The 17,324-nt window shown below is 53.4% G+C and carries 19 protein-coding genes; 3 read left to right on the top strand and 16 right to left on the bottom strand.

Annotated elements, in window-relative coordinates:
- Positions 1-29: 29 nt before the first annotated feature.
- The 13 genes from BUB13_RS19410 to xerC form a co-directional block, all read right to left on the bottom strand.
- Entirely contained in the window at positions 30-482 is a 453-nt protein-coding gene (locus tag BUB13_RS19410) for a pilus assembly FimT family protein (protein ID WP_072909719.1), read from the bottom strand.
- A 58-nt stretch (positions 483-540) separates the two neighbouring features.
- Positions 541-1,083: a prepilin-type N-terminal cleavage/methylation domain-containing protein gene (locus BUB13_RS15705; protein ID WP_072909718.1), complete on the bottom strand. Its 543-nt coding sequence runs from the start codon at positions 1,081-1,083 to the stop codon at positions 541-543.
- Positions 1,084-1,120: 37 nt separating this feature from the next.
- Positions 1,121-2,341, bottom strand: a complete 1,221-nt coding sequence (locus tag BUB13_RS15700; RefSeq protein WP_072909717.1) for a type II secretion system F family protein — start codon at positions 2,339-2,341, stop codon at positions 1,121-1,123.
- 7 nt (positions 2,342-2,348) lie between these two features.
- A complete protein-coding gene (locus tag BUB13_RS15695; RefSeq protein WP_072909716.1) occupies positions 2,349-4,124 on the bottom strand; it encodes a GspE/PulE family protein in 1,776 nt (591 codons plus the stop codon).
- Between the two features lie 22 nt (positions 4,125-4,146).
- Positions 4,147-5,229: a tetratricopeptide repeat protein gene (locus BUB13_RS15690; RefSeq protein ID WP_072909715.1), complete on the bottom strand. Its 1,083-nt coding sequence runs from the start codon at positions 5,227-5,229 to the stop codon at positions 4,147-4,149.
- Entirely contained in the window at positions 5,226-6,137 is a 912-nt protein-coding gene (locus BUB13_RS15685; RefSeq protein WP_072909714.1) for an ExeA family protein, read from the bottom strand. The genes BUB13_RS15690 and BUB13_RS15685 overlap by 4 nt, the downstream gene beginning before the upstream one ends.
- 26 nt (positions 6,138-6,163) lie before the next feature.
- Positions 6,164-7,900, bottom strand: a complete 1,737-nt coding sequence (mshL, locus tag BUB13_RS15680; protein WP_244151890.1) for a pilus (MSHA type) biogenesis protein MshL — start codon at positions 7,898-7,900, stop codon at positions 6,164-6,166.
- Positions 7,897-8,271: a hypothetical protein gene (locus BUB13_RS15675; protein ID WP_072909713.1), complete on the bottom strand. Its 375-nt coding sequence runs from the start codon at positions 8,269-8,271 to the stop codon at positions 7,897-7,899. The genes mshL and BUB13_RS15675 overlap by 4 nt, the downstream gene beginning before the upstream one ends.
- A complete protein-coding gene (locus tag BUB13_RS15670; RefSeq protein WP_072909712.1) occupies positions 8,264-8,932 on the bottom strand; it encodes a type II secretion system protein M in 669 nt (222 codons plus the stop codon). Before BUB13_RS15670 ends, BUB13_RS15675 begins: the two co-directional genes overlap by 8 nt.
- Positions 8,929-9,534, bottom strand: a complete 606-nt coding sequence (locus tag BUB13_RS15665; protein WP_072909711.1) for a PilN domain-containing protein — start codon at positions 9,532-9,534, stop codon at positions 8,929-8,931. Before BUB13_RS15665 ends, BUB13_RS15670 begins: the two co-directional genes overlap by 4 nt.
- Positions 9,534-10,493: a type IV pilus biogenesis protein PilM gene (locus BUB13_RS15660; RefSeq protein WP_072909710.1), complete on the bottom strand. Its 960-nt coding sequence runs from the start codon at positions 10,491-10,493 to the stop codon at positions 9,534-9,536. The genes BUB13_RS15665 and BUB13_RS15660 overlap by 1 nt, the downstream gene beginning before the upstream one ends.
- Before the next feature lie 149 nt (positions 10,494-10,642).
- Positions 10,643-11,245, bottom strand: coding sequence for a peroxiredoxin (locus BUB13_RS15655; protein WP_072909709.1), 603 nt, complete (start codon positions 11,243-11,245; stop codon positions 10,643-10,645).
- Between the two features lie 115 nt (positions 11,246-11,360).
- Complete coding sequence (gene xerC / locus BUB13_RS15650; protein ID WP_072909708.1) at positions 11,361-12,260, bottom strand: tyrosine recombinase XerC; 900 nt, start codon at positions 12,258-12,260, stop codon at positions 11,361-11,363.
- Positions 12,261-12,421: 161 nt separating this feature from the next.
- Here xerC and BUB13_RS15645 point away from each other — a divergent pair, with 161 nt between their 5' ends.
- From BUB13_RS15645 to BUB13_RS15635, 3 genes are read left to right on the top strand one after another with little or no spacing between them, the layout of a single operon-like run.
- On the top strand, positions 12,422-13,273 hold the full coding sequence (locus BUB13_RS15645) for an esterase/lipase family protein (protein ID WP_072909707.1): 852 nt from the start codon (positions 12,422-12,424) through the stop codon (positions 13,271-13,273).
- Positions 13,274-13,277: 4 nt separating this feature from the next.
- Positions 13,278-13,676 (top strand): secondary thiamine-phosphate synthase enzyme YjbQ, encoded by a 399-nt coding sequence (locus BUB13_RS15640; RefSeq protein ID WP_072909706.1) that lies wholly within the window; start codon positions 13,278-13,280, stop codon positions 13,674-13,676.
- Positions 13,669-14,838 (top strand): DUF362 domain-containing protein, encoded by a 1,170-nt coding sequence (locus BUB13_RS15635; protein ID WP_072909705.1) that lies wholly within the window; start codon positions 13,669-13,671, stop codon positions 14,836-14,838. The genes BUB13_RS15640 and BUB13_RS15635 overlap by 8 nt, the downstream gene beginning before the upstream one ends.
- 55 nt (positions 14,839-14,893) lie before the next feature.
- On the opposite strand, the gene BUB13_RS15630 is transcribed toward BUB13_RS15635, so the two are convergent.
- The 3 genes from BUB13_RS15630 to BUB13_RS15620 form a co-directional block, all read right to left on the bottom strand.
- Positions 14,894-15,526, bottom strand: a complete 633-nt coding sequence (locus BUB13_RS15630; protein WP_072909704.1) for a DeoR family transcriptional regulator — start codon at positions 15,524-15,526, stop codon at positions 14,894-14,896.
- A gap of 243 nt (positions 15,527-15,769) precedes the next feature.
- Positions 15,770-15,994: a NifU family protein gene (locus BUB13_RS15625; RefSeq protein ID WP_072909703.1), complete on the bottom strand. Its 225-nt coding sequence runs from the start codon at positions 15,992-15,994 to the stop codon at positions 15,770-15,772.
- A 71-nt stretch (positions 15,995-16,065) separates the two neighbouring features.
- Entirely contained in the window at positions 16,066-17,238 is a 1,173-nt protein-coding gene (locus tag BUB13_RS15620; RefSeq protein WP_072909702.1) for a class I SAM-dependent methyltransferase, read from the bottom strand.
- Positions 17,239-17,324: the final 86 nt, after the last annotated feature.

The raw sequence follows: 17,324 nt of genomic DNA, 5'->3' as shown, positions 1-17,324 counted from the left end.
ACGACCAAGTTGCTTGTAAAACAGATCAACTAATCGCAATCATCATCAACATTAATACTTGGCACTCCACCTGCGCCGGCAGCAGCGTAAGTCACCTCGCAACCGTTACTTCCGGAATACCCATCAAGGACAAATGTACCTGTTGCACCAGCAGTGTAAGTGAAACCATCGATATTGACAGCATCAGAAATATCCGTTCCCTTATCACCATCATCGTTTGAAGCTGGATAAGCGTTGATCAATTCAATCGTTACACCTTCCATATCAATTTCTCCAGCTGCACCGGTCTGCCCTTTAACTAGCGCCTGAGCATGGGCCAGCGCAGAAGCACTTTGGACGGCACCGTAAAGGCCGTTAACTGCTGACTTGCGTGCATCAATCTGCATATCGACAAACTTCGGCACTGCAACGGCGGCCAGAATGCCGAGTATAACAATAACGACAACCAGTTCGATTAAGGTGAAACCTTTTTCGTTACGCATCAATAAGCTCCTTTTAGTGCTCTGCCATTTTTTGTGGCAGGATAAATGTCTGTTAAATTTATTCTCTTATCCAACGGTAAGGGTCTATCGCTTTAAGTCTTAAACCAGCGAGAAACAGTTTTTTCTTATTCTCTTTCTGCTTTTCGGAATAAACAGGAAAAATCTTAAATCGTGCCTGTTTCGGTCTCAATTTGGTCTCAAAATATTCTACGTGCCTGACAAGATAAACCAAGGCTCTGTTATCGTTGTCAAAATACCAGTGGCCCGCCTCAAGCTTACCTGCTTCGCTTGCTTTAAATACGCCAAGGTAGTTGCTCGGTTTCTCCGACAGCAGGTCCATCGGGTTAGTGTCAATCAGAGCATTCAGTCCTTGCACATCCCCTGCAACAAAATGTGAGGCGAACTGCATACTGACTGCGCTGCGCATCACTCCAAGATCGTGTTGCATTGACGTACGCTCCACGTCAACCAGCAGACGAGCGTATTTATCAAGAGCAAAAGCAGCAAGAATGCTGATGATGGCAATGACAACGACAATTTCGAGCAGGGTATATCCCCGCTGTCCGCGTATTTGCGTCAAATTGCTAAAATAAACATTCACTTATGAGTATCTCTTAAATTTGTTTATTAATCAACTTTTATCTTGCTAAAGTTGACAGATTCCACATCGGTAAAAATACGCCGAGCGCCAGAACCAGCACCATCCCACCAATAATCACGATCATGATCGGCTCGATGGCGCTGGAAAGGTTCTTCAGGTCGTAATCGACCTCGCGCTCGTAAAATTGGGCGACATCCTCCAGCATGGTATCGACAGAGCCTGTCTCCTCACCGACAGCCAGCATCTGCAGAACCAGTGGAGTAAACATCTCGGTCTGGGTCGCGCTGCGGGTCAGAGTGTCCCCCCGCTCGACACCGTTGCGGATACTTTCAATCTTTTCACCGACGAACACATTTCCGACAGAGCGTGCGGTAAAACCAAGCGCTTGCGTCAACGGCACCCCGGCAGTAAAACTCATATTGAATGCCCGAGAAAAACGCACCAAGGTCGACCTTAGGATAATATCGCCGACCAAAGGGATTTTCAGTTTGTAGCGGTCCCAGACATAAAGTCCCTGCTCGGTTTTCAATCCCTGCTTGATCCCAACAATCGTCAGTACGACTCCGCCAATAACGAATGGCCAATTCGCCTGCATGAACCCTGAAATACCTAGTAATATTCGGGTCGCGAGTGGCAACTCTGCACCCATTCCGGAGAAAACCTTCTCGAACGCCGGAATAACGAACAGGCTGATAAACATGATGGCGAAAAATATGGCGATAACAACAAAGGTCGGGTAGCGCAACGCAGACTTCACCCGGTTGATGGTATCTTTTTCCCGCTCAAAATAAACCGCCAACTGAAGAAAGACTTCGTCCAGCTTACCGGTCGCCTCACCAACCTGCACCAGGCGGCAGAGCAGACCGGGGAAAACCTTAGGATGGTTGGCAAAAGCGCCGGACAGCTCCATGCCCGATTCGAGGTCATCAACCACGGCATCGAGCGCGTCGCCCAAAGTCTGATTCCGCGCCGTATCAACCAGCCCACGCAGGGCACGTGTAATCGGCACCCCCGCTGCCGTCAACGTATACATCTGACGACAGAAAAGGATCAGATCATCCAGTCCGACCTTGGTCCTACGCCGCTTCAGCAACTGACCAATCGGCAGATCCTGCTTGCCCACAGTCTCTTCAATATTGATCGGCAACATATTGCCGGCCTGCAGCTGGTTGGCCAGCGCTTCCGCCGAAACAGCTTCAAGCTGCCCTTCCAGCAGCTTGCCACTGCTGTCCCTGGCTTTGTAGCGATAAAAAGGCATCAGTCGTTTACTCGCTTGTCACCACATCTTCCGGTCGTACAACCTCTGATTTCTGCCCCGACATGCTGGTTTCATCAATCTGACCTGCAATCCGCAGCACCTCTTCCATGCTGGTAACACCGTTCAACGCCAGCATCAGGGTACTCTCAGCCAAGCTGCGGAATCCGGGCTGCTTTTGTGCCTTTTCGGCAAAGTCGGCACTGTCGTTACGGCGCAGGGCATCAGCCAGATCGAAGTCGATCTCGAGCAGTTCGAAAATACCGATCCGCCCGGAGTAGCCTGTGTTGTTGCAGGACGGACAGCCGGTTCCGGTCATAAATTGAGCCTGATCCAGCGGCAGTTCAATTTGACCATCGTAAGCTTCCAGCCAACTGCGGCTGGCGGCATCCAAGGGATCGGCCTTCTGGCAGCTGGAGCAGATCCGCCGCACCAACCGCTGGGCCAGAACAGCACGCAGCGAACTGGCAACCACATAACCTTCTGTTCCCATCTCAACCAGCCGAAGCGCAGTACTGACCGAGTCGTTGGTGTGCAGAGTCGAAAGCACCAGGTGGCCGGTCATCGCCGCGCGCAGGGCGATATCGCTGGTCTCCTTGTCACGCATCTCACCGACCATGACGATGTCCGGGTCCTGCCGCAAGCCGGCACGCAGAACACGGGCGAAATCGAGTCCGATCTTCGGATGAACCTGCACCTGGTTAATCCGTGGTAGCCGGTATTCGACTGGATCCTCAACGGTGATGATTTTTTTCTCTTCCTTGTTCAACTCATTCAGCGCGCCATAAAGCGTGGTCGTTTTACCGCTACCGGTCGGGCCGGTGACCAGCACTAATCCGTTCGGGCGATGCAACTGCCGACGGAATCGTTTGAGCAGTTCCGACGACATCCCGACCTGCTCCAGCCGCAGCAAGCCGCCGGATTGATCCAGCAGACGCATAACCACCGACTCGCCATACTGCAGCGGCATGGTGGAAAGACGGATATCGACACTCTTGCCTTTGACACGGATGTTGAAACGTCCGTCCTGCGGCAGTCGCCGTTCGGAAATATCGAGGCCACAAACAAGCTTCAGCCGCGATACCAACGCCGGAGCGATGCGTTTTTCCTTCATCACCTGCTCATGCAGAATACCGTCGATCCGCTGACGGATGCGCAACACTTTCTCATCCGGCTCGATATGGATATCGGAAGCGCCGACCTGAATCGCATCTTCGAACAGCGATCGCAGAAGGCGCACAACCGGCGCATCTTCAACATCGGCCTCAGCCAGCAACTGGTCGAGATTGCTGTCACCCTGCGCCAGTTCTTCGCCCAACTCCTCGGCGATATTGACAATTTCCTGCGTCCGCCGGTAAACGGTATCGAGAACCTTGAGCAGCTCGGCTTCGTTGACCACCGCAATATCGACAGGGCGTTTGAGAATTTTTGCCAGTTCATCGTAGGCATGCAGATCGGTCGGATCAGCCAAGCCGACCAGCATCCGCTCGTTCTCCACTGACAGAGCAATGGCACGAAACCGGCGCGCTGCGGTCTCCGGCATCATCCGCACCGTTTCGGATTGATAGTTGTAATGCTTCAGATCGATGTAGGGCAGATCGAGCTGGGTCGCAAGGAACTCGTGGAACTGCTGCGACGTGACCAGGTTCAGCTCGATCAGCGTGTTGCCGAGCTTGGCCCCGGTTTTCTTCTGCACCGACAGGGCGTGCATCAGCTGCTCTTCCGTGATAACCCCGTTGCGAACCATCAGGTCGCCGATACGAATTTTTTTCCTCGGTTCTGCCATCCTCTATCCTCTTGAAATCAGGCTACAGAGCCTGCAACCGACTTGCCACATAATCTGCCAGATCAGCGCGCAGGCCCTGTTGCCCGGCCACCTTCAGATAGGCTGATTTTGCCTGTTCGGCATCACCGCTCTGATCGAGGGAGATCGCCAGTCCCAGCCACCACATCGACTCCTGCGGTTGATAACTGAGTAAGCCCCGATATATCGGGATCGCATGCTGATAATCGCCAGACTCCTGCAACAAGGCTGCAAGCAGTGCGTGATATTCCAAGTCCTGTGCCATCGCCGGGAACGGCGTATAATTTAACGTTGCGATAGCTTCATCCAACCGCCCTGCTGATAGCAGCTGGCGCGCCATATCTTTTCGCAGCATATGGCTCTGCGGATGCAGTTGCAGCCCCATTTCAACCTGAGAAAACGCTTCCGCCACACGGTTGTTCTGTCGCAGCAAATTGATCAGCTGTAAACGCGCAGCCTGATGGTTCGGATTCAGTTCTAGCGCCTGCAGCAAGTTGTTTTCTGCAACAACGTCGTCCCCCTGCTGTAGTACCGACAGGCTTTGCAGGTAAAGAGCCTGTGCCCGTTCTTCCGGACTCAGTGGGGCAGTTTTCTTGCGGAATCGAGCGTCCTCCACATTTGTCGATGTTGACTCAGCAACAACAGGCGTTTCCTTTTGCGGCAGCGAAACATTCTCGTTTTTCTTCTCTACTGCCGGAGGCTCTGGCGCAGGAGAAGGAGAAGGAGCCACAGAGGCTTTTTCAGCTTCGACAGCCACGATCACAACTGGCTCAGATTTCGGCTGGACCGGCACAGGAACCGATTTCGGTTCCTGTTTGCTGACAGGCAAAACCTTTTCTACCGAAGACCTCTGCTCAACAACAAACAGGGGGCCGACACCCGGCACGTCCTCTTGTTTCTGCCGCAAAAACTCACTGCCACCCCAGATCACTACTGCCAACAACACCCCACCTAGCAAAAGCAGCAGATGGCGCCGAAAACCAGCCGAAGAAGTTACGACTGGGGCGGGCTCTCCACCCGACTGCTGGCGGTTTTCTACTTGGCGCCGTTCTTCAAGATCGCGCAACATCTGGTTGATCAGGCTCATAGCAGCACCTTCAGCAGAAACAGGGTCACTGCAGCCACACTGAGGACGGTACCAACTTCCAACACCATTGAAAGCGCACGCCCGCCAGCGAGGAAATTTTTCTTATTGCGACTGTCGTCGATCGCCATCTGCACAAGACGCCTGTCGATTTTTTTTCGCCCTTTGCCGTAAGCTGCCAGCATCGCTTTGTGAGCCAGCAGGTTGATCAAACGAGGATAGCCGCGGCTCTCTTTGTGCAACAAACTTGCAGCGGTCGGTTTAAACAGCAGTCCATCCGGATGCCCGGCTACCTGCAGGCGATGCTGCAGGTAGCCCGCAGTTTCTTCTTCGTTGAGTGGCGGCAAGCAATAGGAAAAAGTAATTCTCTGTTGCAGCTGCCGTAATTGTCTTTCCGCGAGGCGCTCTTCGAACTCAGGCTGAGCAAAAAAGAAGATATGCAGCAATTTCTCTTTTTCCGTCTCGATATTGCTCAGCAACCGCAACGCTTCCAGGCTCTCGAAAGGCATTGCCTGCGCTTCGTCAATCAGCACCACCAGTGGCCGGTCCTGCTCGCGCAATCGAATCAAGGCTTCCAGAATATGCTGATTCAGATGCTGTACTGTGGCTGCCGCCGGAACATCGAGCTGCAGTTCGCTGGCGATCGCCTGGTAAAGTTCCAGCTGGGTCAACAGAGGATTTGGCAGATAGACCGTCTCGCAATCATCCTGCAGGATACGGAGCATCTGCCGGCAGAGCAGTGTTTTGCCGGTGCCGACTTCGCCAACCACGCGGACAAATCCTTCACCGTTGCGTAGTGCCACCAACAGCACATTCAACGCTTCCTGGTGGCCGCTGTAGCGGTAAAAATATTCGGTGTCCGGCGTCAGGGAGAAGGGTTTCTCTTTAAGGCCGAAAAACTGCTCATACATCGGCTGTTCCCGCTTGATAACGTTCGCTAGTAGCTCAGCCAATCCCGCTGGAACTGAGGGGCCAGCTGGTCGATCCGCTGCCGGGTTGTATCGATCCGCTGCGACCAATCGGCGTTACTGCCGATCACCTGCGGGCGCAGCAGAATCACCAGTTCGCTTTTGGCAGAACTGGTCTGGCTTTGGCGGAACAACGCCCCAAGGCCGGGGATTTTGCTCAACACCGGAACGCCCGCCTCATTGGTCACGGTTTTGTCCTGCATCAGGCCACCGATCACCACCAGTTGCCCGCTGCTGGCATGCACTACGCTGTCCGACTCGCGCACCGTGCTATAAGCCACCGGAATTGACTGGTTCACTCCGAAGATATTTATCTCCTTGGTCTGATCAACGACCTCGCTGACTGTCGGATGGATATGCAGGGTAATCCGGCCTGCGGCGTCGATCTGCGGTGTCACGTCGAGGGCAATGCCTGAGAAAAACGGCGTCAGGGTCACATCGGTTGAACTGCTGGTGGTAGTTCCGGTCGTCGTATCGCTGGAGATATCGGTGACGAAAAATTCATCCGATCCGACCTTAATCACCGCCTTCTGATTGTTGACGGTGGAAATCCGCGGGCTGGAAAGAACCTGGACATCCCCCTGGCTTTCCATCAGCTCGATAAAAGCCTGGAAATCGTTGAAATTGAGCGCCAGGCTGAAGATGCCGCCGAAAGCGGAAGTCGCCAAGGCTTCAGGTAAACTCTCACCCGGAGTCAGGTCGCCGCTGTTTCCAGCGATTCCCGTGGTTAAATTGCTGCCCGTCCCGTTGCTGAAAGCGCTACCTCCGCCGGTCTGACCGGTCAGAACACTGTATCCATTACTGTCTTGCCCCAACGCGCCCCAGTTGATGCCACTTTGGAAACCATCCGAGAGGCTGACTTCAATCACTTTGGCTTCAATCACGACCTGCCGCTGCAGGTTGCTCTGGATCGTTTTCAGGTAGTTTTCCACCAAACGCAGTTCATCCGGCATGGCAACCACAACCACCACGCTCGCCTGCGGTTGGACAATCACTTTGCGGCCGCCTTCGTTGCCGACCAAGCCGACAATCGCCTGCTTCAGTTCACCCCAGAAATCTGCCGTCGATTCCGTTTCGATACGGCTACCCGAGACATTTTCAGTCTGTGAGCTGCCACCGCCGTTATCGCCATTATCTCCACCATCAACCTGGGTCACCTGGCCGGAACTGACGCGAGTATCGGAAGACCCTCTGCGTATCAGGTTGAGATAGTTCACTTGAAAGGTGCGTGCCTGCAGGTCGGCCGGCATCACCTGATAAATATTGCCGGTGCGGAAATAAGGGTAGCCGTAAACATTGTGAACAACATTCAGCACCTCTTCGATGCTGGTTTTTTTCAGATCGATGCTGATTTCTCCCTGAACATCGGGATGGACGACCATGTTGACGGAACTGCCTTCAACCAGTCCCATAAAAAACTCGCGCGCGGGTATTTCGCTGGCGGCGATATCGAATCGGGCCTCTGGAGCAGGTTGCAGAGAAGCAGCGACCGGTTGCTGCGCCTGTGGGATCAAAGCCGAGCGGACTGCAGCCGGGGGCGGAGGCGGAACAGTTGCCGTTTCTACCTGCTGCGGCTCTGCCAGGCTCTGGTTGATCGCGTTGAGCGCTTCGCCGCCTCTCGGCGCCGGAGCACAGCCGGCAAACAGCACCAGTCCGGCCAACAGCATCGCCGGCAATCCAATTCGTTTTATAAACGACAATTTCACGGTTGACTCCCTTCCCCGACATCCCGTGACAAGAATGCCTTTTTCAAACCGGTACCTGCCCGGTGCAAAACAATCTTTTTGTTTTTGCGCTGCAGCGTCGCACTGTCAGGCTCGACCTTGATCAGTTTGAACCCTTCTAATTTTTCACCAAGCTGCAATGACTGCCCGTTGATCACGGCAACGCTCCGGTCGGCAGCTATCAATACGGCTCCCAAACGCCATTCACGCTGCTTTTTCTCAGCCTCGCCAGCAGGTTGCTGTTTTGCTGCCGGCACCTGGTATCCAAGCGGTCGCATCGGGTCTTGTAGCTTGGCCGCGCCGGCACAAACAGGGGCCAACAGTAGAAGTATCAGCAAGAACCTGTTAACCACCGATCCACCCCCTGTCCATACTCAGGGTGTAAACCGACAATCGCACATAGGCGCGAGGATACGTCTGAGTTTTGATTTCCAAATCTTCCCAAACCAACTTGCGCGGAAGCTGTTCAAGCTTTTTCAGGTACTCCAGTGTCGCCAAATAATCACCGGAGAACTCCAGCTGGAGGCGATGCCGATAGAGGACCGGACCGAGGTCGACATCAGCGTCAGCAGTAGCGCCGCCCAGCGACAAAGCCTCTGCCGGTTGATTTTCCAGTTTGTGCAAAGTCAACTTGGCCTGTTTCTGCAACAGTTCTTTTAGCAACTCGGCCATATCCTGTGGCGAAATCAAACTGTCGATATTGCTTTCAAGCTGCTGTCTGTTTTCTTTCAGCTCCTGTTGCAACTGTTCCAGTTTGAGACGATTTTCCCGGTCCGGGTCATAACCCTTGCGGCCTTCCGCTATCTGCTGACGAGCCTCCAGCTGAGTTATCTCGTTCTTTAACTGCTGACTCTGTTTTTGCAAATCTTTTCTACGTACACTGAGATTATTCATCACCAGCGTATCCCAGATGAAAAACAGCACGACCAACAGGCAGATCAGCAGCATCACCCGCTCACGCAGTGGACGACTTTCGTACCACTGAAGCAGATCTTTGATCGACGCTGTTTTCACTGCTGCTCCTCCGTTAAGGACTCAAGACTGAAATCGACACTCCCGGCCTGTTCGTTTAGCCGAGTCAGTGCCAAGCGGGAAAAAACCTTGCCGCCAAGAACGTTTTCTTTGCCGAGCAGCTGCAAATACTGCGGCACCTGGTCCGGTTTCAGCGCGCTGCCATCCAAGGCAACGGCCTGCCCGGAAGCACTCAGCTGAATGCGGCGCAGCCAGACCCCTTTAGTCCGATACTGTGCCAATCCAGACAGGGTTTCTAGATAGATCTGGTTACCTTGCTCACTGCGATCGGAGAAATATCCGAGCAGCTGCTTCTGCCCGGCCAGTCTCTGCTCACTCCGCCTGAGTTCTTCCTCCAGCAAAGAGCTTTTCCGGCGTTCGGGGTATTTTTCTTCCAGCAGCTGAACCTTTTTTTCTAACCCTTGCTGCTGTTGCTGCAATCCCGCCAGTTCACCTGCTGCCGAATTCAGCTGCCACCAACCGAACAGACTCAGCAGTCCCAGCAGGGCAAGAAACAGTAGCAGGATCAATTTAAGCTGGGCCGCCTGCAACGGCTCCGGCTTGTCGATCAGGACCGCCTGAAACAGGTTTATCTGCTGTCTCATCACTCGCCCTCCTGCCGTAATGCGCCGCCGATCGCCAGCAGGTGCCGGTTCAATTCGATCTGCTCGACCCCTTCCGGGAGCTGCAGGACCGAATCGAAACTGAATGATTCAACCCGGGTTGCCAAATAATCATTGAGATAGGTATTCACTGCGGGGATTTCGCGCTCGCTCTGAGCAACCAGCAGACGAGAAACCATGGGCAGGTGATAGGTGCTCTCGCAATAATCGAAAGAACGCTGCACTTCCAGAACAATCCCATCAAGCTGCTCGGTCAGCGCTTCGAAATCGCCATCGGCATAAGGGATTAGATCGTCCATGCCTGACGTGAGGTAACGGGTCAGGTAATGGATTCCATCACGTGCAATGGTCAGCAAACCACCCTGCTTTTCCAGATAAAGAATCGCCGTTCCCCGGTCGTCCTGCTCGGCGAACAGGTCGGTCAGATTGCGCAGGGCAAACTCTGGGATATCGATTGCCGTAAGATCAAGGTCGGCTTCGCTGAGCATTTCATAGCGTTCACGCAAAAGCCCTAACCTTGCAGCAACAACATAGCTCAGCGGCATCTTTTCACCACCGAAAGGGGCGACATCGAAGATATCAACAACTGCCTGTTCAACCGGAAACTCAAGCATCTCCCGCACTTGCCAGCGTGCGGCATCACGACGTTCTTCAAGCGGCAAGGCAGCCAGCTCAATCTGCATCAACTGATAAAAATCTGGCGGCAGAACCGAGACGGCTGACCGCCCCTGCCAGGATTGCTGTTTCACCAGCGACCTCAACGCGTCGGTGCGCTCTTGCGGTGCAACCGCAGCATCCCAGCTGACATGCTGCAACTCCGGTATGCTCTGTGCCTTGCGTTGAACAGAAGCGACACTGGTCCCGAATGGGAACTGACATACCGCGGCAATGGCACCGCTGCTACTTTTTTTCTTGTTCCAGAAGCCCAGTTTTGCTTCCAAAGAGAAACCGTTTTTTGGGAACTACTAATATTACACTAAATTTACAATTATTATAGCTTAATAATCAACAAAAAAAAGGCGACACATGAGGTCGCCTTTTTTAAGTGATGCTAAACAACAGCCTGAAAGCTGTATAGAAATATTTTGAGTTAGAGCTTTTCAGCCTCTTCGGCCAGATAATTCGCAACACCTGCGCCGTCGGCAACCATGCCCTTGTCACCCTGATTCCAGCCTGCTGGACAGACCTCGCCGTGCTTTTCGTGGAACTGCAGGGCGTCAACCATGCGCAGCATCTCATCGATATTGCGGCCGAGCGGCAGGTCGTTGACAACTTGATGGCGGACGGTCCCCTCCTGGTCGATCAGGAAAGAACCACGGAAAGCGACACCAGCGGCATCAAATTCAACATCATAAGCTTTGCAGATCTCATGCTTGACGTCAGCGACCAGAGGATACTTCACTTCACCGATACCACCCTCGCTGACCGGGGTGTTGCGCCAGGCAATGTGAGTAAACTGGGAGTCTATGGAACAACCGATAACCTGAACGCCTTTCGCTTCAAACTCGGCGATCCGGTGGCTGAACGCAATCAGCTCGGTCGGGCAGACAAAGGTAAAGTCAAGGGGGTAAAAGAACAGGACAATATACTTGCCCTTGTAATCAGAAATACTGAAATCTTCTTTTATAGAACCATCAGCCATAACGGCTGCTGCAGTAAAATCAGGGGCTTGCTTTCCAACCAAAACGCTCATTGGCTTGTCTCCTTTCAGTTTGGCAACTGGCGAATGAAAATGATTATCGTTATATTTTCTTCGAGCCAGTCTAACGATTAATAGCGCGGAGTCAAGATAATTATTACCGATTTTGTCACTTTTTCCTGCTGCGCGGATGAGCACGGTCATAAACATCGGTCAGATGGGAAAAACTGACCTTGGTATATTTCTGCGTCGTCGACAGCGAGGCATGCCCGAGCAATTCCTGAATAGCGCGCAGGTCGGCTCCGGCATCGAGTAGATGGGTGGCAAAAGAGTGGCGCAGTGCGTGGGGCGTCACATCTCCCGGCAGGTTGAGCTGGCGCAATCGATCTTTCAGCTTGCGTTGCACACTGCGCGGCGTTAAACGCCCACCGCGATGATTCAAAAAAAGCGGTTCATCAAGCTGACTGTCAGCTCGCTCCTGCAGATAACGCTGTAAAGCGGCGCAGGCGGTCCGACCGATCGGCAGCTGGCGTTCCTTGCCCCCCTTTCCCAGCACTCGCACGGAAGCACCTGCAAAATCAATGGCGCCGACATCAAGACCGGTCAGCTCACTGACCCTCAGACCACAGGAATAAATCAGTTCAAAGATGGCGAGGTCACGTATCACCAACAGAAGATTTCCACTCATTGGCGCATCGAGCAGCTGGCCGGCCTGCTCAGCGCTGAGCACACGCGGGAGATACTGTTGTTTTTTAGGAGTCGCCAAAGCGTCAACCGGGGAGGCCTGCAGATCTCCCTCCCGTACAAGGTAGCGGAAGAACACGCGCAATGACGAAAGCTTCCGGGCGATGCTGGTTCGCCCACAGCGATCATGCAATTGGGCCAGGTAGCGCCGCAACAGCAGCAGGTCAACCTGCTTGCACCAGGCATTTTCCGGACCGGGCAACTTTACCTGCTGGAGAAAAGCACAAAAATCCTTCAGGTCACGCAGATATGCCTCCACCGTTCGCGGCGAGAGGTTTCTTTCCACAGCCAGATGCTGCTCAAATTTTTTCAGCTGCGCTTCCATCTACAGTCCCAACACTTAACAAACTGCTGTTCCGATTGACGCTCATCAGCCCGCGTGGCATAATTTCAAACTGATGAAATGACGCCGATTAGCTTCCCGTCGGCAAATAAAAAACCTACCCTGAAATCATAGCTACATTCAGCCCAGGAGAAAACCTCATCATGTGGTGTTTCTGGTCCATTTTTACTCTTATTCTAGCGACACTGTTCGTCCTTTTCATCCTCGCCAACCTGGCAATTGTCATTCTGACTTATAGCACGTGCTGGTACGAGTACGCTAACGCCGATCCCAAGCTGTTTGACGATCGGTTCAGGTCGCGCAACATACGCATGGCCCTGTCCTTGATCGCACAGGAAACCTGCTTCAACGTGTTCACCCTGATGATCACCCTGTTCGGCATGAGGAAATCACGCAAGCTGCCAAAAGAGAGAGGCGAAACGCCGGTTCTCCTTCTCCACGGGCTCTTTAACAACAGGGCCAGCTGGTTTTGCCTGAAAGCCGGACTGCGTCAGCAAGGATTTAAAAATATTGCCACCATAAATCTTTCCTGCTGGCACAATGAGGAAGTGCTGACTGAGCTGGTCGCAAAAAAAATCGATGAACTCCGGCACAAACTCGGTGTCAACAAAGTTCACCTGGTCGGCCATTCGATGGGCGGCATCATCGCCCGCAACTACATGCAGATTCGCGGTGGTGCCAGCAAAGTTGACCGCTGCGTCATCCTTGGCTCGCCTCACCATGGGTCCAAACTGGCGCCGCTTTCTTTTACCTCTCTCGGCAAAGTCTTGATTCCCGGATCGGAATTCCTGCGCCGGTTGAATTCAGCGCCGCCACCAGAAGGTGTCCGGGTCACCAATATCTACACACGAAAAGACAACATGGTGCTACCGAATGCCAACACCAGGCTTGACTGGTGTGAGCAGGTTGAACTCGACAACATTGGTCACACGGGATTGATTTACCGCAAGCCAGCACTGGAAGCGGTCTATGCCGCACTGAAAAAGCAGGATTGATTCAATGCTAAAGGAACTCAAAATTTCGACCAGTGCCCAAACCGAGCTGGTCGAAATCACACGTCAGATCGAAACACTGGTGAAAGAATCCGGCATCAGCGAAGGATTGGTGCAACTGTTTGTTCCTCATACCACGGCTGCTGTCACCATCAACGAAAACGCCGACCCCGATGTCGCCTATGACATGATCAACGGCCTCAACCAACTGGTTCCGTTGAAAAACCAATATCGCCATCTAGAAGGCAACAGCGCCGCCCACATCAAAAGCAGCCTTATCGGCGCCGGAGAACAAATTATCTTCCGCGGCGGAAAGTTGCTGCTCGGCACCTGGCAGGGAATTTACTTCTGCGAGTTCGATGGCCCACGCAGTCGCAAGCTGATGGTCAAGCTGATTGATGGCTGACCGAGTGGGCAAAGACATCGACAACCGCGTTTCTCTCGTCGCCCTCGACAGCTACAACCCTGATGTTGTCAAAGACAGGCTGACCGAGCTGCTGGCCTCCCTCGGCGGCATGCCGCAGTTTGTCAAACCTGGTCAGAAAGTCTTGCTGAAACCGAACCTGTTGGCCGGCAAAACACCAGACAGGGCGGTAACCACTCATCCTGAAATTGTCCGCGCAGTGATTGAACTCGCCAAGCAGGCAGGCGGGATCGTCAGCGTCGGCGACTCCCCCGGTATAGGCACCCCCGAAAACGTTGCCCGTAAATCGGGTATTATGGACGTGATTGATGAAACCGGGGTGCGCTTTGCTCCGTTCGAGCAGTCGGTCAAAATCAAAACCCGCAGCGGCACCTTTCACGAACTGGAAGTCGCGCAGGACATTCTCGACGCCGACGTCATCATCAACCTGCCAAAGCTCAAAACCCACCAAATGATGGGTCTGACCTGCGCAGTGAAAAACATGTTCGGCGCGGTGGTCGGGCTGCGCAAACCGCGCCTTCACCTGCAGGCTGGAACCGACAAAAGTTTTTTTGCGTTGATGTTGTTGGACTTGTGTGAGCAGTTGCAGCCGACGTTGAACATTGTCGATGCGGTCGTCGGCATGGAGGGGGAAGGCCCCGGCAGTGGCGATCCGGTACAGATTGGCGCTTTACTGGCAGGGAGCAATGCGCAGGCAGTCGACACCGTCGCCACAGAATTAGTCGACATGCAACCGCAGCAGGTCTGGACCCAGCAGAAAGCAATCGACACCGGGCGCCCGTTCACCAACCTGCAGGAGTTAGAACTGGTCGGCGCCCCGCTATCAGAACTGAAGATCGACAACTTTCGCCCAGCCAAAATGACCGACGTCAATTTCGGTCTGAAGGGATTCCTGAAAAACAGCCTGAAACATTCGATCACCGCCAGACCGGTGGTCACAGTCAGTGAGTGCAAACTCTGCAACGACTGCGTCAATCACTGTCCACCTGAAGCGATGAAAATCGAAAACCACAAGCTACTGATCGATTACGATCGCTGCATCCGCTGCTTCTGCTGCCAGGAACTCTGCCCGCACGGCGCGTTACACACCCAACAGGGGCTGCTGCTGCGACTGCACAGCTTCCTACAAGGTTTCAAGCATTAAAAAAGCGCTGTCGACGATTACCCGACAGCGCTTTTATCCTTTATCACTTTTCTACTCAACCATCCTGCTGACTTTTCGCCGCTGCGCAATGCGGGCAGCCATCAGTCTTATCCAAGCTCATATCCCGTTCAAGAAACGTCATGGCGTCGCTCAAACTTCCGACCTGCCCGCCGAAACCTTTCTGGAAGCGATCCGCCATTTCTTTATCCTCGAAGGTCAGAATCGATGGGCGGCAGCAGGGCACAGCGACGCTGCCAAAAACAAAATATGAGTGCTGCGCCGAATGCAGCTTTCCGGTCAAATAATCAGCGGTCAGCGCCATGGCGATACGATCTCCGAGCATAAGATGCGCGGAAATACCACAGTGCGGACAGCAGGCGACCTTCTGCTCGCCATTTTTCAGTGTCAGAGTGTAAAGCAGTTGCTGGGTTGGCGGGCGGAAGCAGACCAGGCAGCTACCCTGTTCCAGCCGCGATTCGTAACGGCCGTCCCGATCTCGCACCAGTTTTTCGATACGGGCCGCACCACCGTGAATCCGCTTGAGCACCTGCCGCTGTTCCAGCAGATCGAGGTCGCGATGGATAGTCATCTTCGAAACACCGAAACGTTCGACCATTTCGGAGAGGCTCAAAGTCCCCTCCTCCTCCAGCCAGATCAATAATTCCTTACGTCGCTCTGTCGATTTCATTTTCAACCCTGTTAGCAAACTCGCAGAAAAAGATTGGGGCAGCCCCTGCAAAACTCGACCAGTGGTAAAAATAACATTCTCGTGGCCTTATTTCCAGCTTTTTGTTACTGAAACAACAAAATCAACCTCTCTTTTTGCCGTCCTTCCCTGTTAATAAATTCGCACCATTTGACACCTGTCGCAAAAAGGGCCGATGCAATCTGCATCGGCCCTTCAAGCTACGTATCTGGTTTCGCAAACAGCTTAACGAACCTGAACGACTTCCTTAACTTCCGGGATGTTCTCCATCAGGGTTCTTTCGATACCCATCTTCAGGGTCATGGTCGACATCGGGCAGGAACCGCAGGCGCCGGTCAGCTTGACACTGACGATTCCATCTTCACTGACATCAACCAGCTCACAGTCACCACCATCAGCTTGCAGAGCGGGACGAACCTGATCCAAAACTTCCTGTACACGTTCTTTCATCTTGAGTTTCCTCCGTTGTAGGTATATAGCGCAGTATAGCGCTTGTTGCTTTTCTCACGCAAGCCGACGGCCTAAAAGGCTCCCGGCGGCAGGCGAATATCAGAAATCTTTCGGGCACAAAGCAGATCCGGTTGGCCAACATCTTTCCCCTGCACCAACACCTTGAAGCTCTCCCCCATTCCTCCCTCCGGCATGATCAGGTTTTTCAATGTCATGCGGATCGCCTGAGCTTCCTGAGGATCGCTGGTGCGCATCTGCAATTCCATCAGCGCTTCAAGAAAACCGACTCCGAGCAGGAAGTTACACTGATCTCCAAGGTAGAGGGAATCCAGGCCGTTCTGTTCGCCGACTTTCTGCAGTGCGGTAAAATCGATGTGTGCGGTGATATCCTGGCAGCCGACCCGCTGGTAAGGGTTTTCGTTCGACTGGTGTTTGTGATAACAAAGCAGCGTGCCGTTTCGGCGGAAAGGGGCATAAAGTTCTTTTGCCGGATAGCCATAGTCGATGGTCAACACGAAGCCTCGCTTCAGCACCCTCGCGACGCTTTTCATCCAGCTAAGCGCCTGCAGGTTCACCTCACCCCGGTTGCCCTCGAGCAAACCGTGCTCGACCAGCTCGAAATAATCGCTGATGGCCTTGTTTTCCAGCGGCCGAACATCTTCAACGAAACCCTTTTCGCTATTAACAACGAAAATCTCTTTCAGCTCACCGTTGTTCTTATCAACCAGGTGGACTGGAAAAGCGTCAACCAGTTCATTGCTGAGGTAGCAACCTTCCATCCCCTGCAGTTGATCAATAGTGCACCACTCGACTCGGCCAGCGTCGACATGCCGCTTAAGCTTGGTATTCTGACCCGAGCGGTGATCGGGGCTGATTTCGACGATACGGTATTTGAGACGCTGGTAAAACTCCGGGGCCTCCTCCGCCAGCGCGTCAAGGATATCGAGGCAGAGATGTCCCTCCCCGGCGCCCTGTTCGGCGATGGTGAAATCGCCCTCACCGAGCAGCTGCCACATCTGAACCAACTGGCGGGAAATCAGACGACCGAACATCGAGTGAACGCTGGATGAAGTAAAAAAATCACCCTCTTTGCCAATGCGGGTCCGCGGCGTAGTGTAATAACCGTATTCAGGGTGGTAGAGGCAGTGCTCCATAAATTCGGCAAAATCGATGCCTCCGGCCTCTTCAATCCGCCTGTGCAGCAGCTCGACCAGTTCCGGTTTTTCTTCTACTGAAATCGTCATGAGATTCATCACTCGTACGGGCTAGGTTCGAAAGGCGCGATTATAGCCACCCCCCCTGCTAAAAACAAGACTCGATTACCCGGAAA

This window comes from Malonomonas rubra DSM 5091 (assembly GCF_900142125.1).
Classification (GTDB): domain Bacteria; phylum Desulfobacterota; class Desulfuromonadia; order Desulfuromonadales; family Geopsychrobacteraceae; genus Malonomonas; species Malonomonas rubra.
This window is presented reverse-complemented; position numbering and strand designations above follow the sequence as displayed.